Origin of the sequence: Pseudarthrobacter sp. C4D7 (assembly GCF_013359725.1) — a bacterium.
In the GTDB taxonomy this organism is placed as follows: Bacteria; Actinomycetota; Actinomycetes; order Actinomycetales; family Micrococcaceae; genus Arthrobacter.
This window is the reverse complement of the sequence record NZ_JABFMW010000016.1, coordinates 71,580-91,279: the sequence shown is the minus strand read 5'-3', so window position 1 is coordinate 91,279 and position 19,700 is coordinate 71,580. Positions and strand designations below refer to the sequence as shown.

Annotated in this window: 18 protein-coding genes; 13 read left to right on the top strand and 5 right to left on the bottom strand. The window is 66.6% G+C overall.

Going from position 1 to position 19,700, the window contains the following annotated elements:
- Window positions 1-196: 196 nt before the first annotated feature.
- The 3 genes from HNO81_RS12695 to HNO81_RS12685 form a co-directional block, all read right to left on the bottom strand.
- Window positions 197-784 carry a dihydrofolate reductase family protein gene (locus tag HNO81_RS12695; RefSeq protein WP_217509373.1) on the bottom strand — a complete coding sequence of 196 codons (588 nt, stop codon included), beginning with the start codon at window positions 782-784 and terminating at the stop codon, window positions 197-199.
- Between the two features lie 129 nt (window positions 785-913).
- Window positions 914-2,245 (bottom strand): septation protein SepH, encoded by a 1,332-nt coding sequence (gene sepH / locus HNO81_RS12690; RefSeq protein ID WP_175318468.1) that lies wholly within the window; start codon window positions 2,243-2,245, stop codon window positions 914-916.
- Window positions 2,246-2,374: 129 nt separating this feature from the next.
- The gene (locus tag HNO81_RS12685) at window positions 2,375-2,863 is read right to left on the bottom strand and encodes a DUF3093 domain-containing protein (protein WP_175318467.1); all 489 of its coding nucleotides are present in this window, start codon (window positions 2,861-2,863) and stop codon (window positions 2,375-2,377) included.
- 116 nt (window positions 2,864-2,979) lie between these two features.
- Here HNO81_RS12685 and dut point away from each other — a divergent pair, with 116 nt between their 5' ends.
- From dut to HNO81_RS12665, 4 genes are all read left to right on the top strand, one after another.
- Window positions 2,980-3,498: a dUTP diphosphatase gene (gene dut, locus HNO81_RS12680; RefSeq protein WP_175318466.1), complete on the top strand. Its 519-nt coding sequence runs from the start codon at window positions 2,980-2,982 to the stop codon at window positions 3,496-3,498.
- A 107-nt stretch (window positions 3,499-3,605) separates the two neighbouring features.
- Window positions 3,606-4,319 (top strand): DUF3710 domain-containing protein, encoded by a 714-nt coding sequence (locus HNO81_RS12675; protein ID WP_175318465.1) that lies wholly within the window; start codon window positions 3,606-3,608, stop codon window positions 4,317-4,319.
- On the top strand, window positions 4,291-4,671 hold the full coding sequence (locus tag HNO81_RS12670) for a hypothetical protein (RefSeq protein WP_371818252.1): 381 nt from the start codon (window positions 4,291-4,293) through the stop codon (window positions 4,669-4,671). The genes HNO81_RS12675 and HNO81_RS12670 overlap by 29 nt, the downstream gene beginning before the upstream one ends.
- Window positions 4,668-5,441, top strand: coding sequence for a DUF3159 domain-containing protein (locus tag HNO81_RS12665; RefSeq protein WP_217509372.1), 774 nt, complete (start codon window positions 4,668-4,670; stop codon window positions 5,439-5,441). The genes HNO81_RS12670 and HNO81_RS12665 overlap by 4 nt, the downstream gene beginning before the upstream one ends.
- Before the next feature lie 33 nt (window positions 5,442-5,474).
- Here the strand turns inward: HNO81_RS12665 and HNO81_RS12660 are convergent, their stop codons facing one another.
- On the bottom strand, window positions 5,475-6,233 hold the full coding sequence (locus HNO81_RS12660) for a TrkA family potassium uptake protein (protein WP_175318464.1): 759 nt from the start codon (window positions 6,231-6,233) through the stop codon (window positions 5,475-5,477).
- Window positions 6,230-6,904, bottom strand: a complete 675-nt coding sequence (locus HNO81_RS12655; RefSeq protein ID WP_175318463.1) for an NAD-binding protein — start codon at window positions 6,902-6,904, stop codon at window positions 6,230-6,232. Before HNO81_RS12655 ends, HNO81_RS12660 begins: the two co-directional genes overlap by 4 nt.
- 118 nt (window positions 6,905-7,022) lie before the next feature.
- Between HNO81_RS12655 and HNO81_RS12650 the strand changes: the two genes are divergently transcribed.
- From HNO81_RS12650 to HNO81_RS12610, 9 genes are all read left to right on the top strand, one after another.
- Window positions 7,023-8,999, top strand: a complete 1,977-nt coding sequence (locus HNO81_RS12650; protein ID WP_175318462.1) for an APC family permease — start codon at window positions 7,023-7,025, stop codon at window positions 8,997-8,999.
- Window positions 8,996-10,402 (top strand): class I SAM-dependent RNA methyltransferase, encoded by a 1,407-nt coding sequence (locus tag HNO81_RS12645; RefSeq protein WP_175318461.1) that lies wholly within the window; start codon window positions 8,996-8,998, stop codon window positions 10,400-10,402. Before HNO81_RS12650 ends, HNO81_RS12645 begins: the two co-directional genes overlap by 4 nt.
- A 166-nt stretch (window positions 10,403-10,568) precedes the next feature.
- Window positions 10,569-13,382, top strand: a complete 2,814-nt coding sequence (locus HNO81_RS12640) for an aconitate hydratase (RefSeq protein ID WP_175318460.1) — start codon at window positions 10,569-10,571, stop codon at window positions 13,380-13,382.
- Window positions 13,383-13,511: 129 nt separating this feature from the next.
- Window positions 13,512-15,485 (top strand): 1-deoxy-D-xylulose-5-phosphate synthase, encoded by a 1,974-nt coding sequence (gene dxs, locus HNO81_RS12635; protein WP_175318459.1) that lies wholly within the window; start codon window positions 13,512-13,514, stop codon window positions 15,483-15,485.
- Window positions 15,482-16,102, top strand: a complete 621-nt coding sequence (locus HNO81_RS12630; RefSeq protein WP_175318458.1) for a YgaC family protein — start codon at window positions 15,482-15,484, stop codon at window positions 16,100-16,102. Before dxs ends, HNO81_RS12630 begins: the two co-directional genes overlap by 4 nt.
- On the top strand, window positions 16,099-16,659 hold the full coding sequence (locus HNO81_RS12625; protein ID WP_175318457.1) for a hypothetical protein: 561 nt from the start codon (window positions 16,099-16,101) through the stop codon (window positions 16,657-16,659). The genes HNO81_RS12630 and HNO81_RS12625 overlap by 4 nt, the downstream gene beginning before the upstream one ends.
- Window positions 16,660-16,668: 9 nt before the next feature.
- Window positions 16,669-17,646 (top strand): aldo/keto reductase, encoded by a 978-nt coding sequence (locus tag HNO81_RS12620; RefSeq protein ID WP_175318456.1) that lies wholly within the window; start codon window positions 16,669-16,671, stop codon window positions 17,644-17,646.
- 6 nt (window positions 17,647-17,652) lie between these two features.
- Entirely contained in the window at window positions 17,653-18,678 is a 1,026-nt protein-coding gene (locus tag HNO81_RS12615) for a nucleoside hydrolase (RefSeq protein WP_175318455.1), read from the top strand.
- A 149-nt stretch (window positions 18,679-18,827) separates the two neighbouring features.
- Window positions 18,828-19,700, top strand: coding sequence for an ECF transporter S component (locus tag HNO81_RS12610; protein WP_175318454.1), 873 nt, complete (start codon window positions 18,828-18,830; stop codon window positions 19,698-19,700).

Here is a 19,700-nt window from a genome sequence, read left to right as displayed (position 1 = left end):
CCACCGGCCGGCACTACCAAAGCGAACACCAGGACTGGGAACCACCCCAATGGCCACCGGGATGGCCGTCCGGAATCTTGCCCGGGGCCCGCAATAAGCCTGGAGAACGGAGCCTTCTGGAAGATGCACTCCTCCAGCAACTGGCCGTGTGACCCGCCCATCTCCGGCGCACTGCCGGGTTGAGGAGCGCTAATTGCTACTGGGAAACGCGTCGGTAGCGGATGTGCGTTGCCAGGGGAGAGTTGAGCACTTCCACGGGTTCAAAGCCAAACGACTCCATCCCATCAAAAATCCGTTCGCCGGAACCGAGCAGCACCGGAGCGATGTCGAGGGTGAGCTCGTCGATCACGCCTGCGGCCAATGCCTGACGCACGGTTGAAGCCCCGCCTGCAATATCCACGCCTTTGCCGCCCGCAGCCTCGACCGCCGCGGCGTATGCCGCGTCGAAGCCGTCGGTGACAAAGTGGAAGGTTGTCCCGCCCTTCATTTGGATCGGGTCGTGGGGATAGTGGGTGAGGACAAAAACCGGTGCATGGTAGGGAGGTTCAGCGCCCCACCACCCGCTCCAGTCTTCGGTCCAGTCCCCACGGACGGGACCAAACATGTTCCGGCCCATCACGTAGGCGCCCCGCGGACGCATAAGCCAATCAGCGGCGATCCCGTTGGCCTCTGTGGCGCGGGGATCGCCGATATGCCATCCATGCAGTTCCAGTCCGCGTTTCCCTAACGGGTTTTCGAGGCTTTGGTCAGGGCCGGCGACGAAGCCGTCGAGTGACATGGACATGTGGCAGGTGGTATCCGGCACAGCAAACCTCCCGTGATGAGTGCAGTCTTTGACGACTGGCTGCGGGGAGCCTAGCACGCGGGAGCACCGGCAACGACCCCTCCCGGGACAGCGGGAGGGAAAGTGGTCCTAGTCGCCCCGGGTACCGAAGACGATTTCGTCCCACGACGGCACACTGGAACGCTTGGGCCGTGCGGGCCGTTCCGGCGCCTCGGTTTCCGGCAACTGCCCGGTATCCGGGGCTGCATCGTTCTGCTTGGAAGCCGGGCGGCGGGGGGTGCTGCCCAGCAGCTCGTCCAACCCGGTGCCGGCGGAGTTGGTTGAGCCCGCTGCCGGTGTGGAGCCCGACGATTTTTGCGGGGACGCTGCGATGGTGATTTCGCGCGTGTCGGTGCTGACGCCGTCGTGCAGCCGCAGCGAGTCATCGTGGCCATCCCGGTGCGAGGGGAGCAGGCTCAGCCTGGACAGCATGGACGGCCTGGTCTCCCGTCGCCGGATAAACGAATCGCCCTGGGCTGCAGGGGCGTCCGCCTGCCCGTCCTGGGTCTCGGGTTCTTCCGGTGCAGCCTCAGGGGCTGCCTCGGCGGCTACCTCGGAAGGCCGCGGATGGGCAGCCGGAACGCCGTGCGCCAAAAGCAGCGCCAGGGCGTCGTCCGAATCCTCGTCCACTCCCAGCCGCTGGCCGCGACGTGAACGGAGCATATCCAGGAGGCCGTCGGATTCCTTGCCGGAATCTTGGGCGCCGTTCAGACCTGTGGCGGATGCCTTTGCCGAGTCGGCGTCGGTTTCAAAATCAAAAGGACGGTCGGAAACGGCCGTGAGCCGGCGCGCGGGAACTGGGCCGTCCAGGGGCTCGAGTTCGCTCAGCTGCTGCGCCCAGCGGTTGGTGTTCTGCAATGACTTGCGGCCGGGGTTGAAGGTCCAGAGCGCAGGAGGTTCCTCGCCGATTCCGGAAGTTCCACCGGGCTTGGCTTCGAAGCTGGCGGATACAGTCCAGGTCCCGTCCTGGCGCCGCCACGAGTCCCATTCCACGGAGGCGGGATTGATGCCATGGGCGGAAAGCCGGTGCGCCACCATGTCATCCAGGGTTGCCGGGTTGTCGCCGAAGGCTGAGCGGTACGCGTCGTGGCCGGGGGAGGGCGCTGCGACTTCCACCTTCCGGGCCTGTTGTGCAACGTACTCACGTTCGGCCAGGACCGGGCCCTCGTAACGCTCCACCTTGGCCAAGGGCATCCCGGACAACTCCGCGACGTCGGCCGCGGTGGCGCCGGCACGGATCCGGGCCTGGATGTCCCTTGGGGACATGGGAACGGCAGGCCGCTCCGCCCGAGGTTTGGCCGTGGCACGGCTGGCCGTCCGCAAAGCCTCATCGATTGGCAGCTGGAACATCTCGCCGCCGGCCCCGCTCAACAGGACATGCGTCCCGTCGTCGTGCACGCCTACAAGCCGTAGATCCTGCATACAAATCCTCCACCCTGGCATTACTATCAATCGAAACTCTGCCATCCGGTTGCTTCTATTTGGCTCAAGAGGCAGGGCGCGCCGTGATTTTCCGGTGCAGCAAGGCCCGGGAGGGGCCCCACGGCGGTGTCAGCGCCCGGCCAGGGCGGCCGTCAGCCGATCGGGGTGCCGGGTCGAGGCGAGCCAGTAGGGGGTCCGGTCGGCGGGGTCGGTAATCTCGATTTTCACTACGGGATCGATCCAGCCCCGGATGCACAGGTAAGCCAGGCCATTAAGCCGGGTGCCGCGCTCCGCCGTCGCGTCACCGGCCGTGAACTGCTGCACGGCACCCACAAAGCGGCGTTCAATGGTGGCCCGGCCGATAGTCAGGGTGTCGGGCGTGACCGTTATGGCAGGGGTGGAAAGCACCAGGAGGACCGTGATGATGGCCAGGAGAACCACTGCCGCTATGAACCCGGCTTCCATGCTGATGGGAGCGAAGACCAGGATGCCCGCCGCTGAAACACCTGCCGCGATCACCCAGATCCACGCGTTGGGCCACAGTTTCTCCCGGTAAACAACCGGCCCTCCAGTGGACGAAGAACTGGGCACGGACGCTGGCGAGCTTGATTCGGGCATGGCCCAAGCTTTCCACCTTTGGCCCGCTATTTCACCTTGGTGCGGGCCGCCGTGCCCGTCCTCCGGGGACCGGTGCCTTAGGACCGACTGGAGGGCGCGGGTTAGAGTGAGTGACTGTGACTGATCATCCCGCCACGGCAGACCTTGTCCCGGACGCAGCATCACCCGCCGCTGCTGCCCCCACCCTCCAGGTTCAGTTAAAAATGCTGGATCCGGAGCTGGAAGCACCGTCCTACGCGCATCCGGGCGACGCCGGCGCGGACCTGCGAGCCCGCGAGGACGTGGTGCTGTTGCCAGGGGAGCGCAAACTGGTCCCCACCGGCGTCGCCATTGCACTCCCCGACGGATTCGTAGCGCTGATCCACCCCCGCTCCGGCCTGGCCACCAAGCACGGCCTCACGATCGTCAACGCACCCGGCACTGTGGACGCGGGCTACCGCGGAGAGATCTCGGTGACCCTGCTGAATACCGACCCATCCCAGGCGATAGAGCTGCGGCGCGGCGATAGAATTGCCCAAATGGTCATCCAACGGGTGGAGTACGCCCAGTTCATTCCTGTCAGCGAATTGAGCGGCTCCGTGCGCGGCACGGGCGGCTTTGGGTCCACCGGCGGGTTCAAGGCTCCAGGAGCCTGACCACCGGAGGCACCAGCTGCTTCGCCGGCACGTACGACGGCGGGACCTCCGCAGGGCCCGCCTGCACCATTCAGAACTGGCACATTTCCAGGAATAAGGAGTCACCCATGGTCTTTGGGCTTGGCAGGAAAGCAAAGAACGAAGAGCCGGCGCAGCCGGCTGAAGAGCTGACGACCGCGGAGGCCGAAGACGGCGGACCCGGCGCTGCAGCCCGCAGCGGGAACGGACCCTTCGACGAATCCGAGATCACCAGCCGCGACGGCTTCGTGGACCTCGGTGCCTTGCTGATTACCCCCAGCGAAGGCCTTCAACTCCGCCTCGAGGTGGAAGAGGCAACGCAGCGGGTTGTCGCAGTCACCCTGGACCTGGACGGCTCCAGCCTGCAGCTGCAGGCGTTCGCCGCCCCCAAGACAGAGACCCTCTGGGACGAAATCCGTGAGCAGATCGGCCAGTCCGTAGGCGCGCAGGGCGGCCAGGTCGAAGAAGTGGAAGGCGCTTTTGGCACCGAACTGGTGGCCAAGCTTCCCGCCGGACTTCCGGACGGCAGCCAGGGCTACCGGGTGGCCCGCTTCATTGGCGTCGATGGTCCCCGCTGGTTCCTGCGCGGTGTCCTGGGCGGACCTGCTGCGCTGGAACGGCCCGCCGCCGAACCGCTCGAGGCCCTGTTCCGGCAGGTGGTGGTGGTCCGCGGCGACAGCCCCATGCCGCCCCGCGATCTCCTGCAGCTGAGGCTGCCCAAGGACGCATCAGCCACTCCTCCGCCTGCAGCGCCCACCCTGGAGGAGCCCGAACGTGGTCCCGAAGTTACCCAGATCGGCTGAGTCCCCCGAGGGCGGCACTGCGACGGCATCAGGTGGGATCACGCCCCTGGGCAAACTGCCCGACCGGGGCCGTGTCATGTGCCAGGGCCACATCGAATCCGTGACCTTCGTTCCGGCCGACCGGACGGCTGAATTCAGTGCCATCGTTGCCGAGGACGATGCCGGGCGGCCCGGCGCTCCGGGACAACGCAGGCCGCCCCGGCTCCGTATTGTCTGGCTTGGCCGGCGCAGAGTGCCGGGTATCGAAGCCGGAGCTGAAATCCGCGTCGAGGGGATGCTGGCCCGGGGCAAGGACATGCCCACCATCTTCAATCCCCGCTACGAGATACTGTCCCGCCAGGAGAACGAATGACCGCGAACCAGCCCGAACAGCCCACCGCCCCGGAGAACCGGGGCAGGACCGGCCAGCAGGGCGGCGCGCAGGATGCTCCGTCCCCGGTGGCCGGCCTTGCCGCTGAATACGCTGCCAAAGCGGGCCTGCACCGGACCCACGACGGCCGGGTGGACGTGCTGCGCAGCGCCGGGGGAGTGCAGGGCATCGCCGAAAGCATCGTTCCCGGACTCGTGTTCCTGGTGGCGTTCACCATTTCCCGCGAGCTGAGCCTGTCCCTGGTGGCAGCCCTGGCATCCGCGGCCGTGTTCACGGTGGTCCGTCTGGTCCAGCGTCGCCCCTTGACCCAGGCCCTGGCGGGCGTCGCCGGCGTCGGCATATCCGCCTGGCTGGCCAACACCACAGGCAAGGCGGAAGATTTCTACCTTCCCGGGTTCTTCACCAATGGCGCCTATATCCTCGCCATGGTCCTTTCCATTGCAGTGAAGTGGCCCGTGGCGGGGCTGCTCTTCGGCTTCATCCGGAACGAGGGTGTGGAATGGCGGAAGGACCCTGCACGGGTCAAGGCCTACCGGCTGGGCACCTGGATCATCGTCACCGTACTGGCGCTCCGGCTTATCGTCCAGGTGCCCCTCTACCTCATGGGTACCGAGGGCCTGGCCGCACTCGCCACCACCCGACTCATCATGGGCGCGCCCTTGTACATCCTCGGGATCTGGGTTGCCTGGCTGGTGACCCGGCCGGCTCCCGCTGACGCTGACGAAGAAGCCGGCGCAGACCGAACTGCCTGACGCCCAGGCAATCCCCAGGCAGCCAGGCGCGGCTCAGCCGTCGAAGCCGTCGTCCTCCATGGCGTGGCCGTGACTGCCCGCCGAGGCCTCCGGGCCGCTGCCTTCCGGATGTTCCCCGGTGTCGATGCTCCCAGGGGCGGAGGAGAGCAGTTCGCGCAGGCGGTCCTCGGCGGCAATGGTGGTCACGAAGAAGAGTTCATCGCCGCCATCAATGACGTCGTCCCGGCTGGGCGTGATCGGCGCCTGGTCCCGCAGGATGGCCACCAGGGTGGCGTCCTCGGGCCAGTGGATATCACCCACGGTCATGCCGATGACGTGGGAATCGTGGGGCACGGTGAATTCCACCAGCGACGCCACCCCGGTCTGCAGCGTCAGCAGGCGCACCAGGTCGCCGATTTCCACGGCTTCCTCCACCAGCGCGGTCATCAGCTGCGGGGTATTGACGGCGACGTCGACGCCCCAGGAATCATTGAACATCCAGTCGTTCTTCGGGTTGTTCACCCGGCCCACGGTGCGGCCGACGCCGAATTCGGTCTTCGCCAGGAGCGACACCACCAGGTTCACCTTGTCGTCTCCGGTCGCGGAGACCACGACGTCGGCGTCCTGCACCTTTGCGCCCTGCAGCGTGGAGAGTTCGCAGGCGTCCCCGACCAGCCAGTGCGCGCCGCGCAGGCCGCTCCGGCCGATCACCTCGGGTTTGAGGTCGATCAGCAGGATCTCGTGCTTGTGCGACAGCAGCTCCCTGGCAATGGACGACCCGACACTGCCGGCGCCGACGATAACGACTTTCACTGGTACTCCTTGGCGGGGGCTTTGGCGAGGATCTGGGCGATGTGGGCGCTGCGGTCCACCTGCAGCATGGCGTGCACCGTGTCCCCGTCCTGGTACGCCGTTCCGGCGTCAGGCAGCAGGCCTTCGCCGAAACGGGTGACATAGGCCACGCGGACACCGGCAGCCTTCTCGATGCTGCTGATGCGGTGGCCGATCCAGCCGGCGTCCAGGTCCAGCTCAGCCAGGACCAGCCGGCCCGACGGCTCGCGGAAATCGCCGGCCAGATGCTGTTCGGGAAGAATCCGGCGAAGCACCTGGTCAGCACTCCAGCGGACGGCGGCCACCGTGGGGATGCCCAGCCGCTGGTAGATCTCGGCGCGGCCCGGGTCATAGATCCTGGCGACCACGTGGGGAACGTGGAAGGTTTCGCGGGCCACGCGGGTGGCCAGGATATTTGAGTTGTCACCGCTGGAAACAGCAGCGAAAGCATAGGCTTCGCCGACTCCGGCCTGCTTGAGGGTGTCCCGGTCAAAGCCCACACCGGTCACCTTCCGGCCGGTGAAGCCTTGGCGGAGCCGGCGGAACGCGCGGTCATCCTGGTCGATGATGGCCACGGAATGACCGGCGTCCTCCAGCGTATGCGCCAGCGTTGCCCCCACCCGGCCACATCCCATGATCACGAAATGCGCCACCGTATCTCCTCTGTATCTAAGTCAGGATCGTGCAGCTAGAACTCTACCGGCACGGCCCCTCCCGGGACCGGCAAGGGCCCGTCATGACATCGCCAGCGAATCAGACTAGCTTTGTGGGGTGTTGACAATACTGAACGCCGTCAAACGCGTGCTGGTGGGCAGGCCCTTCCGGAATGACCGCCTGGCCCATACCCTGCTCCCCAAGAAGATCGCCCTGCCGATCTTTGCCTCCGACGCCCTGTCCTCCGTGGCCTACGCCCCCGACGAGATCCTGCTCACCCTGGCGCTGGCCGGTGTCAGTGCCGTGGCGATCTCCCCCTGGGTTGGCCTGGCCGTGATGGTGGTGCTGCTGACCGTGGTGGCCTCCTACCGGCAGAACGTCCACGCGTATCCGTCCGGCGGCGGCGACTACGAGATTGCCAACGAGAACCTCGGCAAGTACGCCGGGCTCACCGTGGCGTCGGCGCTCCTGGTGGACTACGTCCTGACCGTCGCTGTGTCGATGTCGTCGGCAGCGTCCTACCTCACCACCGCCGTCCCGTCACTGCACGGTGAGCAGGCAGTCATCGCCACGGTCGGCGTCGTCATCCTTGCCTTGGTGAACCTCCGGGGCATCAAGGAGGCCGGCAGCGTTTTCGCTGTCCCCACCTACATCTTCATGGCGTCCATCCTGGGCATGACCGCGGTGGGCATGTTCCAGGCCGCCACGGGCCAGCTGGGCCAGGCGCCCTCGGCTGCCTTCACCATCGTCCCGGCCGAGGGCTTCGACCAGGGGCTGGTGGGCCTGGCCGGCGCGTTCCTCCTGCTGCGGGCCTTCTCCTCCGGCGCCGCGGCACTGACGGGCGTGGAGGCCATCAGCAACGGCGTCCCCAACTTCCGGCACCCCAAGAGCAAGAACGCGGCCACCACGCTGCTGCTCCTCGGCGTAATTGGCGCCGCCATGCTGGCCGGCATCATCTACCTGGCCAACGCCACCAAGGTCCACATCGTCCTGGATCCAGCCAAGGAATTCCTCCTCAACGGCAACCCGCTGCCCGCGGGCTACATCCAGAACCCGGCCATCAGCCAGATCGCACAGACGATCTTCGGGGCCGGTTCCATTCCCTTCTACATCGTGGTGGCCGCCACCGGCGTCATCCTGGTGTTCGCATCCAACACCGCCTTCAACGGCTTCCCGGTCCTGGGCTCCATCCTGGCCCAGGACGGCTACCTGCCCCGCCAGCTCCGCACCCGCGGCGACAGGCTCGCCTTCAGCAACGGCGTGCTGGCCCTTGCAGCGGGTGCGCTGGTCCTGATCCTTGCGTTCGACGCCGATGTCACCAAGCTCATCCAGCTCTACATCGTGGGCGTCTTCATCTCCTTCACCCTCAGCCAGCTGGGCATGATCCGGCACTGGGGCCGCGAACTGAAACTGGCCAAGGACAAGGCCGTCCGGCGCAAAATGATCAAGTCCAGGACCATCAACACCATCGGCTTTGGCATGACCGGCCTGGTGCTGGTGATCGTCCTGATCACCAAGTTCCAGCAGGGCGCCTGGATCGCGCTGCTGGCCATGTTCGTCCTGTTCCTGATCATGTGGAGCATCCGGGCCCACTACGACAACGTCGCCAAGGAGCTGGCGGTGGACGAGGACTCGTCACCGCGCGCCCTGCCCACCAGGGTCCATGCCGTCCTGCTGGTCTCGCACGTCCGCAAGCCGGTCCTGCGTGCCTTGGCCTATGCGCGCGCCTCCCGCCCGTCCCGGCTGGACGCCATCACGGTGGACATCGACCCGGACGAGACCGCGCACACCATCGCCGACTGGGAAAAGCTCGAGATCCCGGTCCCGCTCACCGTCCTGGCCAGCCCCTACCGCGAGACGGTCACGCCCATCATGGACTACGTCAAGCAGATGCGCCTGGACTCCCCGCGGGACCTGGTGGTGGTCTACATCCCCGAGTATGTGGTGGGCAAGTGGTGGGAGCAGCTGGTGCACAACCAGACCGCCCTGCGCATCAAGACCCGCCTCCACTTCGAACCCGGAGTCATGGTTGCCAGTGTTCCCTGGCAGCTCAAATCCTCCGAAGAAGCCAAAAACCTCCAGGATGTCCAGTGAATCCCGAACTTTCCACCGCCACCCAGCCATCAGATACGTCCCGGCCGGCAGGGGAGCCCGCAGGCCACACCGGTGGGGAAGCCGTCCTCGACGTCGGACCCGTGGCCCACGGCGGGCACTGCGTTGCCCGCCACGAGGGCCGGGTGGTCTTCGTCCGGCACGCCATTCCAGGCGAAAAGGTCCGTGTCCGGCTCACCGATGCCGGGGATGGCGCCAAATTCTGGCGCGGTGATGTGGTCGAGGTGCTCGAGGCGTCCCCGGACCGGGTGGAACACTTCTGGCACGCGGCGGATTCCATGCGTGCCTGGGGCCACGGGCACCCGCCGGTGGGCGGGGCAGAGTTCGGACACATAACACTGGCCAGGCAGCGGCGCCTGAAGGCTGACGTCGTTGCCGAGCAGCTCACGCGCCTTGCCGGCTTTGAGCAGGTGCCCGCCGCGTGGACCGGCACGGTGGAACCAGTAGGGGAAGCGGACGATGGCGGCACCGGCCTTGGCTGGCGTACGCGGGCCAGCTTTTCGGTCACCCCCGGCGGAAAGCTGGGCATGCACGCCCACCGTTCCAGCCACATTGTTCCCGTGCTCGAGATGCCGTTGGCCAGCGGGGCCATCAACGCATTGCGCTTATGGGACCTGGACCTGCAGGGCATTGAGCGGGTTGAGGTGGCAGCGCCCGCCGACGGCAGCCGGCCGCTGGTCCTCCTGGCCCCTGCGCCCGGCACGAAGGACAAGCGGCTGAGGGCCATTGCCGCGGCAATGCCGGCAGAAGTGTCGGTGGCAGCCTTCGAACCGATGGCCGGCACAGTGACGCAGCTGCGGGGACGCACCTGGGTCCAGGAAAGCGCCGTCGGGCATGAATTCCGGGTAACCGGCGAAGGTTTCTGGCAAATCCACCGCGACGCGCCCGGGACCCTTGTGGCGGCTGTCACAGAATTCCTGCGGCAGGGCGACTTCCTCCACCCCGGCGCCGTGGTTGCCGACCTCTACGCGGGTGCCGGTCTTTTCACCGCCGTACTGGCCGACGCGGTGGGGGAAACGGGTTCGGTGCTCTCCGTGGAAGGGGCGCCGGGGGCCAGCCGCGACGCCCGGAAGAACCTGCATTCCGCTCCGCAGGTGGAGGTGGTCCAGGGACGCGTGGAACGGGTCCTGCGCCAAAAACCGCGGAACTTCGACGCCCTGGTCCTTGACCCTCCGCGTGCCGGAGCCGGGAAAGCGGTGGTCGGCCAGCTCATCGCCTCGCAGCCCCGGGCCATTGCCTATGTGTCCTGCGATCCGGCGTCGTTCGCACGTGACCTCGGTTACTTCCGCCGCTCCGGATGGGAGCTGGCCGGGCTTCGTGCCTTCGACCTGTACCCCCATACCCACCACCTGGAGACGGTGGCACTGCTGACTCCGGCTCCGTGATGCCGTCAACGTTTTCGACTACGATGGCCGTAGTAGTCCCACGTCGCGCCCGAATTCTCGGCCGGCCGTGTGCAAATTTTCGGGCCCTGGAACTACTTAGGGCTTCCTAACTAGCAGGCGGTCAACCGCGCGACAAAGATGAAACTGTTGCGAGAGGAGTCCTGCGATGAGCACTGTGGACAGCTTCGGTTCAAAAGGCAAACTTAATGTAGCCGGAACCGATTACGAAATTTTCCGGTTGAACTCCGTTGAAGGTGCAGAAAACCTTCCGTTCAGCCTCAAGGTATTGCTTGAAAACCTGCTGAGGACCGAGGACGGCGCGAACATCACTGCCGATCACGTCCGCGCTTTGGCAGGCTGGGATCCCAATGCGGAGCCCAATACAGAAATCCAGTTCACGCCGGCGCGCGTGATCATGCAGGACTTCACCGGCGTTCCCTGCGTGGTGGACCTGGCCACCATGCGTGAAGCGGTCAAGGACCTGGGCGGCGACCCCAAGCGGGTCAACCCCCTGGCACCCGCTGAAATGGTGATTGACCACTCCGTCCAGATCGACGCCTTCGGCAACTCCGGCGCACTGGAGCGCAACATGGAGATCGAGTACCAGCGCAACGGTGAGCGTTACCAGTTCCTGCGCTGGGGCCAGACCGCGTTCGACGACTTCAAGGTGGTCCCCCCGGGAACCGGCATCGTGCACCAGGTGAACATCGAATACCTGGCCCGCACTGTCATGACCCGCGAAGTGGATGGTGCGCTCCGCGCCTACCCCGACACTTGCGTCGGCACCGACTCGCACACCACCATGGTCAACGGCCTGGGCGTGCTGGGCTGGGGCGTGGGCGGCATTGAGGCCGAGGCAGCGATGCTCGGCCAGCCCGTCTCCATGCTCATCCCGCGCGTCGTGGGCTTCAAGCTCAGCGGCAGCATCCCCGCCGGCGCCACCGCCACGGACGTGGTGCTGACCATCACCGAGATGCTGCGCAAGCACGGCGTCGTCGGCAAGTTCGTCGAGTTCTACGGCGAAGGCGTCGCGGCCGTGCCGCTGGCCAACCGCGCCACCATCGGCAACATGAGCCCCGAGTTCGGTTCCACCGCGGCGATGTTCCCCATCGACGACGTCACCCTGGACTACCTGCGCCTGACCGGCCGCTCAGACCAGAACGTGGCACTCGTTGAGCAGTACGCCAAGGAACAGGGCCTCTGGCACGATCCTTCCCGCGACATCAAGTTCTCCGAGTACCTCGAACTCGATCTGTCCACGGTGGTGCCGTCCATTTCCGGCCCCAAGCGTCCGCAGGACCGCATCATCCTCTCCGAGTCCAAGGCCCAGTTCCGTGAGGACCTGCGCAACTACGTCAAGGTGGACCTCGCCGATGGCAGCCTGGACGAAGCGATCGATGAGAGCTTCCCGGCCTCCGATTCGCCGTCGTTCACCGCCACGGCAACGCACCTCTCCGAGGAAGCCCCGCACGCCCACGGACCCAAGTCCAATGGCCGCCCCTCGAAGAAGGTGGCCGTCAAGACCGCCGATGGCCGCGAGTTCGAACTGGACCACGGTGCGGTGTCGATCGCCTCGATCACCTCCTGCACCAACACGTCCAACCCGTCCGTGATGCTGGCGGCAGCACTGCTGGCCCGCAACGCCGTCGAAAAGGGCCTTGCCGCCAAGCCGTGGGTCAAGACCTCCGTGGCCCCCGGTTCCAAGGTCGTCACCGACTACTACAACAAGTCGGGCCTGACCCCCTACCTGGAAAAGCTCGGCTTCTACATCGTGGGCTACGGCTGCGCCACCTGCATCGGCAACTCCGGCCCGCTGGACGCCGAGATCTCCGAGGCCATCCAGGCCAACGACCTCTCCGTCACCGCAGTCCTCTCCGGAAACCGCAACTTCGAAGGCCGCATCAACCCGGACGTCAAGATGAACTACCTGGCCTCCCCGCCACTGGTCATCGCCTACGCCCTGGCAGGCACCATGGACTTCGACTTCGAAAACGACGCCCTGGGCCAGGACGAAGCCGGCAACGACGTCTTCCTGAAGGACATCTGGCCGAACCCGGTCGAGGTCCAGCAGGTCATCGACTCCTCCATCGACAAGGGCATGTTCGCCCGCGGCTACGAGGGCGTCTTCGAAGGCGACGACCGCTGGAAGGCACTCGACACCCCGGCCGGCGACACCTTCGCCTGGGATGAGAAGTCCACCTACGTCCGGAAGCCCCCATACTTCGAGGGCATGAAGGCCCAGCCGGAGCCCGTCAAGGACATTTCAGGCGCCCGCGTGCTCCTGAAGCTCGGCGACTCGGTCACCACCGACCACATCTCTCCGGCCGGTTCCTTCAAGTCCGACACCCCCGCCGGCCAGTACCTGCTGGCCAACGGCGTGGAGCGCAAGGACTTCAACTCCTACGGTTCGCGCCGTGGCAACCACGAAGTGATGATCCGCGGCACGTTCGCGAACATCCGCATCAAGAACCAGCTCCTGGACGGCGTGGAGGGTGGCTTCACCCGCGACTTCACCCAGGCCGACGGCCCGCAGGCCTACGTCTACGACGCCGCCCAGAACTACCAGGCAGCCGGCACCCCGCTGGTGGTCCTGGCAGGCAAGGAATACGGTTCCGGATCATCGCGCGACTGGGCCGCCAAGGGCACCGCCCTGCTGGGCGTCAAGGCTGTTGTCGCCGAGAGCTACGAGCGCATCCACCGCTCCAACCTCATCGGCATGGGCGTCCTGCCGCTGCAGTACCCGGCCGGCGAGAACGCTGCCAGCCTGGGCCTGACCGGCACGGAAACCTTCTCGGTTGAGGGCGTCACCGCGCTCAACGAGGGCACCACGCCCAGGACCCTGAAGGTCACCGCCACCGCGGAGGACGGCTCCTCGAAGTCGTTCGACGCCGTGCTGCGCATCGATACCCCGGGTGAAGCGGACTACTACCGCAACGGTGGCATCCTGCAGTACGTGCTGCGCCAGATCTCCGCAAACTAGCGGGTCCTGACAGCAGTCACCATCCACCCCGAAGCCCCGGCCGGTCACCGACCAGCCGGGGCTTCGGCTTTGCATTCACACCGAGGCGTTAGAGTTAAACGGCACGTCTACCACCCGAAGGAGGGGTCATTGGGAATCTTGGACACCATCCGGAATCCGCAGGACCTGAACGACTTGACCGAGGAACAGCTGGAGAAGCTGGCCACGGAGATCAGGGATTTCCTGATCACTAACGTCTCCCAGACGGGCGGCCACCTCGGGCCCAACCTCGGCGTCGTGGAATTGACGCTGGCCGTGCACCGCATCTTTGAATCCCCCCGCGACAGCATTGTCTTTGACACGGGACACCAGTCCTATGTCCACAAGCTGCTCACCGGACGCCAGGACTTCAGCACGCTCCGCCAGGAGGGCGGCCTCTCCGGCTACCCGGACCGGGCCGAATCCGAACACGACATCGTGGAAAGCTCCCACGCGTCGTCGTCCCTGTCCTGGGCCGACGGCATCTCGCGGGCCCGCCAGCTCACCGGCGAAGGCGACCGGCACGTGGTGGCCATCATCGGCGATGGCGCCCTCACCGGCGGAATGGCCTGGGAAGCCATCAACAACATTGCGGCCGACAAGAAGCGCCGCGTGGTCATCGTCGTCAACGACAACGGCCGGTCATATGCCCCTACCGTGGGTGGATTCGCAGACTACTTGGCGTCTCTGCGGCCCACCATCGACTCTTTCCGTGCCGCCCCGGCGTATGAGGGCGCGCTTGACTGGTGGAAGAAGAAGCTGCAGGACGGCGGCCCCGTGGGGCAGTTCACCTATAAGAGCCTGCATGCCATGAAAAAGGGCATTAAGGACTGGTGGGCGCCGCAGGGCATGTTCGAGGACCTGGGGATGAAGTACATCGGCCCGGTGGACGGCCACAATCTGCAGGCCATGGAACACGCACTGTCCACGGCCAGGAACTACGGCGGGCCCGTGATCGTCCACGCCATGACGGAGAAGGGCCACGGCTACGCTCCGGCGCGCGCCCATGAAGCTGATCAGTTCCATGCGGTGGGCATCATTGACCCCGAAACCGGCGAGCCGACGGGCACCGGCGGTGCGCAATCCTGGACGTCCGTGTTTGCGGAGGAGATCGCCGCTATCGCCGACGAACGCGAAGACATCGTGGGCATTACCGGGGCCATGCTGATCCCGGTGGGCCTGCACAAGTTCGCGGCCAAGCACCCCAACCGCGTCATTGACGTCGGCATTGCCGAACAGCACGCACTCACCGCCGCCGCCGGCATGGCTTTCGGCGGGCTGCACCCGGTGGTTGCCGTGTACGCCACCTTCCTGAACCGGGCCTTCGACCAGCTGCTCATGGATGTGGCCCTCCACAAGGCCGGGGTCACGATCGTCCTTGACCGCGCCGGCGTCACCGGCCCGGACGGCGCCAGCCACCACGGCATGTGGGACATGGCCATGGTCCAGATCGTCCCCGGGCTGCACCTGGCCGCGCCCCGCGACGCCACCCGGCTCCGCGAGGAACTGCGCGAGGCCGTCGCCATCGATGACGCCCCCAGCGTTGTCCGCTTCTCCAAGGGATCCGTCGGGCCCGCCGTCGAAGCACTGGAACGCCTCAGCGACGGCGTGGACATCCTGGCCCGCCGGCCCGAAGGCTCCACCGAAAACGACGTCCTGATCGTCAGCGTGGGCGCCATGGCCGAACTGGCCCTCGACGTCGCCAACCGGCTCGGCGCCCAGGGCATCAGCACCACCGTGGTGGACCCCCGCTGGGTCCTTCCTGTCCGCCGCTCCATCATCGCCCTCGCGTCGCACCACCGGCTGGTGATCTGCATCGAGGACGGCGTCCGTGCCGGCGGCGTCGGCTCCCGCATCCGGCAGGAGATGCGCGCCGCGGGCGTGGACACCGCCCTCAACGAGGTGGGCCTGCCCGTGGAGTTCCTGCAGCACGGCACCCGCAACCAGGTGATGGAGCGCGTTGGGCTGACCGCCCAGCAGATCACCCACGACGTCGTTGCGCAGGTCCTGGGAACAAAGGTTCCGTTTGCGCGGCCCCTTCCCGGGCAGCAGCACCCCACCACCGGCAGCCTTCCCATCCTGTGAGGGACGAAGACGAACTGAAATATCCGGGTGCCGCAGGGGAGTCCGGACCTGTCCTGCACACCACCACCACCCGCGTCCCCAGCGGACTTCTGCCGGGCCAGCTGGTGGTCTCCCGGAACCGCAAGTGGAACGGCAAGGCGCATTGGGTGGTGCCCGGGCGCTACCTTGGCGAAGACGACCACGGGTGGTGGATCTTCCAGGGCACCAACGAGTTCTGTTCCCGCCCCGGTGCCGCGTTCTACACCAGGTCGGATGCCGTCCTGCTGGTGCCGCGCCAGGGCGACTGGGTGGCCACGTTCTACGACTCCGCCCACCCCGGCGGAGTCCGCGTCTACATCGATCTTGCGGTGGGCCACGAGTGGACGCACATCCGGCCCGCGGTGACCGAATTCCACGTGATCGACATGGACCTCGATGTCATCCGCACCGCTGACCGCGGCGTCTTCATCGACGACCAGGACGAGTTCGCCGAACACAGCGTTTCCATGCACTACCCGCACCGGCTGATCGAGGATATCCAGGCTGCCGCTGACGGGCTCTACCACGCCGTTACGGCACAGCACGCGCCATTCGACGGCACCGACGTCGCATGGTTTACCAAAGGACGCACCACATGAGCGGCATAGTCAGGGTCTACAAGCGCGACGACGAGGGCGCACTCCAGTTCAGGGAAGCCTGGTTCGATGAGGAGTACTCCCAGTTCGTCATGAACTTTGGTGCCGTGGGGCACCAAAGCAGGACCGAGGAAACCGACGTCGACGAAGCCGGCGCAGCCGACAGCCTCCTGGACGCTTTTGCCGCGCAGTGCGCGGAGGACGGCTACGCCGAAATTCCCGCCGAAGAGCAGTTCTGGGTGGTGGCACAGTTCGCCCTCAAGACCCGGGAGGGCACGGACCGGGACCGCCGGCTGGAGCAGAAAGCCAAGGACGCGCTCATCGGCCACCTTGCCTGGCGCGGCCTGGGCACCGTGGAACGTTCAGAGTTCACGGACTACAAGCTGAACATCTTCTGCCTGTGCCCCGACGTCAACAAGGCTGTCAACGCCATCAAGGTGTGCGCCCGCGGGGAAGACCTCGACTTCACCAAGCTCAGCATCGGTGCCGCGCCGTACGGCGACCCGGACCATTTCAAGGTCAAGCATTCCGCCAAATCCGCCACCAGCTTCAGCCTCTAGGAGTCGTCCGTGACCAGTTACCGCCGCGTTGGAAAATCCGGCCTCACCGTCTCAACCGTCGGCCTGGGCTGCAACAACCTGGGCCGGGCCAATACTGCCACGGAGCAGCAGGATGCCACTGACGCCGTCGTGAATGCCGCCATTGACGCCGGCATCACGCTGTTCGACGTGGCGGACAACTATGGCAAGGAACCAGGGTTCAGCGAAACCATGCTGGGCAGGGCCCTCGGCAGCCGGCGCGGGGACGTGGTGGTTGCCACCAAGTTCGGGATGGATGCCCAGGGCGCCAACGGTCCGGACTTCGGAGCCCGCGGTTCCCGGCGGTACATCGTCCAGGCGGTGGAGGCCTCTCTGCGGCGCCTGGGTACCGACTGGATCGATCTTTACCAGTTCCACACCCCGGACCCGCTCACGCCTATTGAGGAGACCCTGGCAGCGCTGGACACCCTGGTCCGGAGCGGAAAGGTCCGGTACATCGGCCATTCCAACCGCGCCGGCTGGCAGATCGCCCAGGCGGAGTACGTGGCCCGCGAACTGGGCACCGAACGGTTCATCTCCTCGCAAAACCACTACAACCTGCTGGACCGGCGTGCCGAGCTGGAAGTGACCCCGGCGGCGGAGGAGTTCGGCCTGGGCGTTTTGCCGTACTTCCCGCTGGCCAACGGCCTGCTGACCGGCAAGTACTCCCCGGGCCACGCGCCCGCAGGGTCCCGGCTCAGCCACACCCGCACCAGCATGGTGGACGACGCCGACTGGGACCAGCTGGGCAGGTTCAGCGCCTTCGCCAAGGAGCGCGGCCTGACCGAGATCGAGGTGGCCTTCTCGTGGCTGGCCGCGCAGCCCTCGGTGGCCAGCGTCATCGCCGGCGCCACCCGGCCGGAACAGATCCGGCAGAACGCGGTGGCAGCAGACTGGGTGCCCACCCCGGAAGACCTGGAAGCCCTGGACGGGATCTTCCCGGCCGTGCCCAAGGTCGCCCTCTTCTAGTCAGCCGTGCCTGCCTACCTCCTTGATGTCGATACCGGCATCGACGATGCCCTGGCCCTTGCCTACCTGGCCGCCCTTCCGGACACGGAGCTCGTGGCGGTCACGGCCACCCCGGGCAACGTCGACGCCGACCAGGTGGCGCGCAACACCCTCGCCCTGCTGGAGCTGTGCGGCCGGCCGGGCGTGCAGGTGGCGGTGGGGGCACGCGAGCCGTTGTCCGTCCCGTTGGTCACCACCCCTGAAACTCACGGGCCGCAGGGGATCGGCTACGCGGTGTTGCCGGAGCCGTCCGGCCAGCCAAGTCCACGCAATGCGGTGGACCTGTGGATCGAACACGCCAGGGCCAGGCCGGGGGAGCTGACTGCCCTCATCACCGCTCCGCTCACCAACTTCGCCCTGGCCCTGCGGCAGGAACCGGAACTCCCGGAGCTCCTGGCGAAGGTGGTGATCATGGGCGGCGCCTTCTACCACCAGGGCAACACCACCCCCACGGCAGAGTGGAACACCCACGTGGATCCGCACGCCGCCAAGGAGGTCTACGCCGCCTACCGCGGCCGACCCTTGGACAGGCTGCCCATCGTTTGCTCCCTCGACAGCACTGAACGCATGGAACTGCACCCGGCCCACGTGGCAGAGGTTGCCCGGGCCGCGGGAGCCGCCGTTCCGGAACTTGTCCTCCCCGGGGACGCGGAAGGCCGCCGCAGCACCTCCGACAACACCCTCATCAGGCATCTCTCGGATGCGCTTCGCTTCTACTTCGAGTTCCACCGCCACTACGACCAGGGCTACCTGGCCCACGTCCACGACTTCTTTGCCGCCGGGGTGGCTGCCGGGACTCTCGAGTACAGCACCCGCCCCGCCACCATCGACGTCGAAACGGAGTCGCCGCTCCTGATGGGAACAACAGTGGCCGACTTCCGGGGACTCTGGGGCGCACCCCCCAACGCCCGGATTGTCTCCCGGAACAATCCGGAGCAGGCGTTCCGTGAGCTGGTCTCCGCCGTCGGAGCCCTTGCCCGCCGCGCGGGCTGAGGAACAGACCTCCCCGTGGCAACGGCCGGTAGAATGGGATCCGGACCGGCCCGGCGCAGTTGCCGCCGGATTCTGCCGAGGTGACATAGGCAGTCCACATCCACCCGGTACTGCCGGGCCCACTGCCTGCACCCAAAGGAATGCTCCCCATGTCATCGCCATCTTTGACGCTTCCGTCCCAGGAACGCCCCACCGCACGCCGCCGGCTGCTGGAGATCCTCGGCGCCCTGGCCATCGCGGCCACCTACGTCTACCTGGTCCTCAACCAGCCGGCAGACATCACCGGCGGTCCGGGCAGCGCGTCGGCCCTGATTGCCCTCACCGGGTTCCTGGCCGGAGCAGTCCTGCTGATCGCCGCCGTCCTGCCCACCCTTCCCGCCTCCACCCTGGTATTGATCCCGGTGGCGCTGGTCCTGAACATCATCCTGGGCCAGTTCGTGGGCAGCACCCTTGTTCCCTTCTACCTCGATGCCATCGGCACCGTGCTGATCGCCGTCCTGGCCGGGCCGGCGGCCGGTGCTGCCACCGGCGCCCTCAGCAGCATCGTCTGGTCCTTCTTCAACCCCACCGTGCTCCCGTTCGCCGCAGGCGCCGCGCTCATCGGCTGCCTTGCCGGCCTCGCCGCCCGCTATGGCCTCTTCCGCCGCTTTTATCTGGCACCCGTGGCCGGCTTCATCACAGGCATCATCGCCGGTGTGGTGTCCGCCCCCGTGGCCGCCTTCGTCTTCGGCGGAACGTCGGGCGTAGCCACCGGCGCCATCGTCAGCGCCTTCCGGGCCATGGGGGACACCCTCCTGGCCGCCATCACCAAGCAGGCACTGCTGTCCGACCCCATGGACAAAGCCATCGTGTTCACCATCGTGGCCGTCCTGGTCTATGCGCTGCCCGGGCGCACACGCCAGCAGTTCCCCTTCATCCGGCGCCACCGGGTCCTCGCCGGCACCAACGCGGCTCCCGCGGGGAAGGTGGACGCCCGCGCCGGCGCTTCCGGCCAGGCCAACGATCCGACCCTGAACGGCTGA

Coding starts and splice junctions, on each gene's coding strand:
- HNO81_RS12610 (WP_175318454.1), top strand. CDS start 18,828: ATGTCATCGCCATCTTTGACGCTTCCGTCCCAGGAACGCCCCACCGCA.
- HNO81_RS12665 (WP_217509372.1), top strand. CDS start 4,668: ATGACCGCGAACCAGCCCGAACAGCCCACCGCCCCGGAGAACCGGGGC.
- HNO81_RS12640 (WP_175318460.1), top strand. CDS start 10,569: ATGAGCACTGTGGACAGCTTCGGTTCAAAAGGCAAACTTAATGTAGCC.
- HNO81_RS12625 (WP_175318457.1), top strand. CDS start 16,099: ATGAGCGGCATAGTCAGGGTCTACAAGCGCGACGACGAGGGCGCACTC.
- HNO81_RS12675 (WP_175318465.1), top strand. CDS start 3,606: ATGGTCTTTGGGCTTGGCAGGAAAGCAAAGAACGAAGAGCCGGCGCAG.
- sepH (WP_175318468.1), bottom strand. CDS start 2,245: ATGCAGGATCTACGGCTTGTAGGCGTGCACGACGACGGGACGCATGTC.
- HNO81_RS12685 (WP_175318467.1), bottom strand. CDS start 2,863: ATGCCCGAATCAAGCTCGCCAGCGTCCGTGCCCAGTTCTTCGTCCACT.
- HNO81_RS12695 (WP_217509373.1), bottom strand. CDS start 784: ATGTCCATGTCACTCGACGGCTTCGTCGCCGGCCCTGACCAAAGCCTC.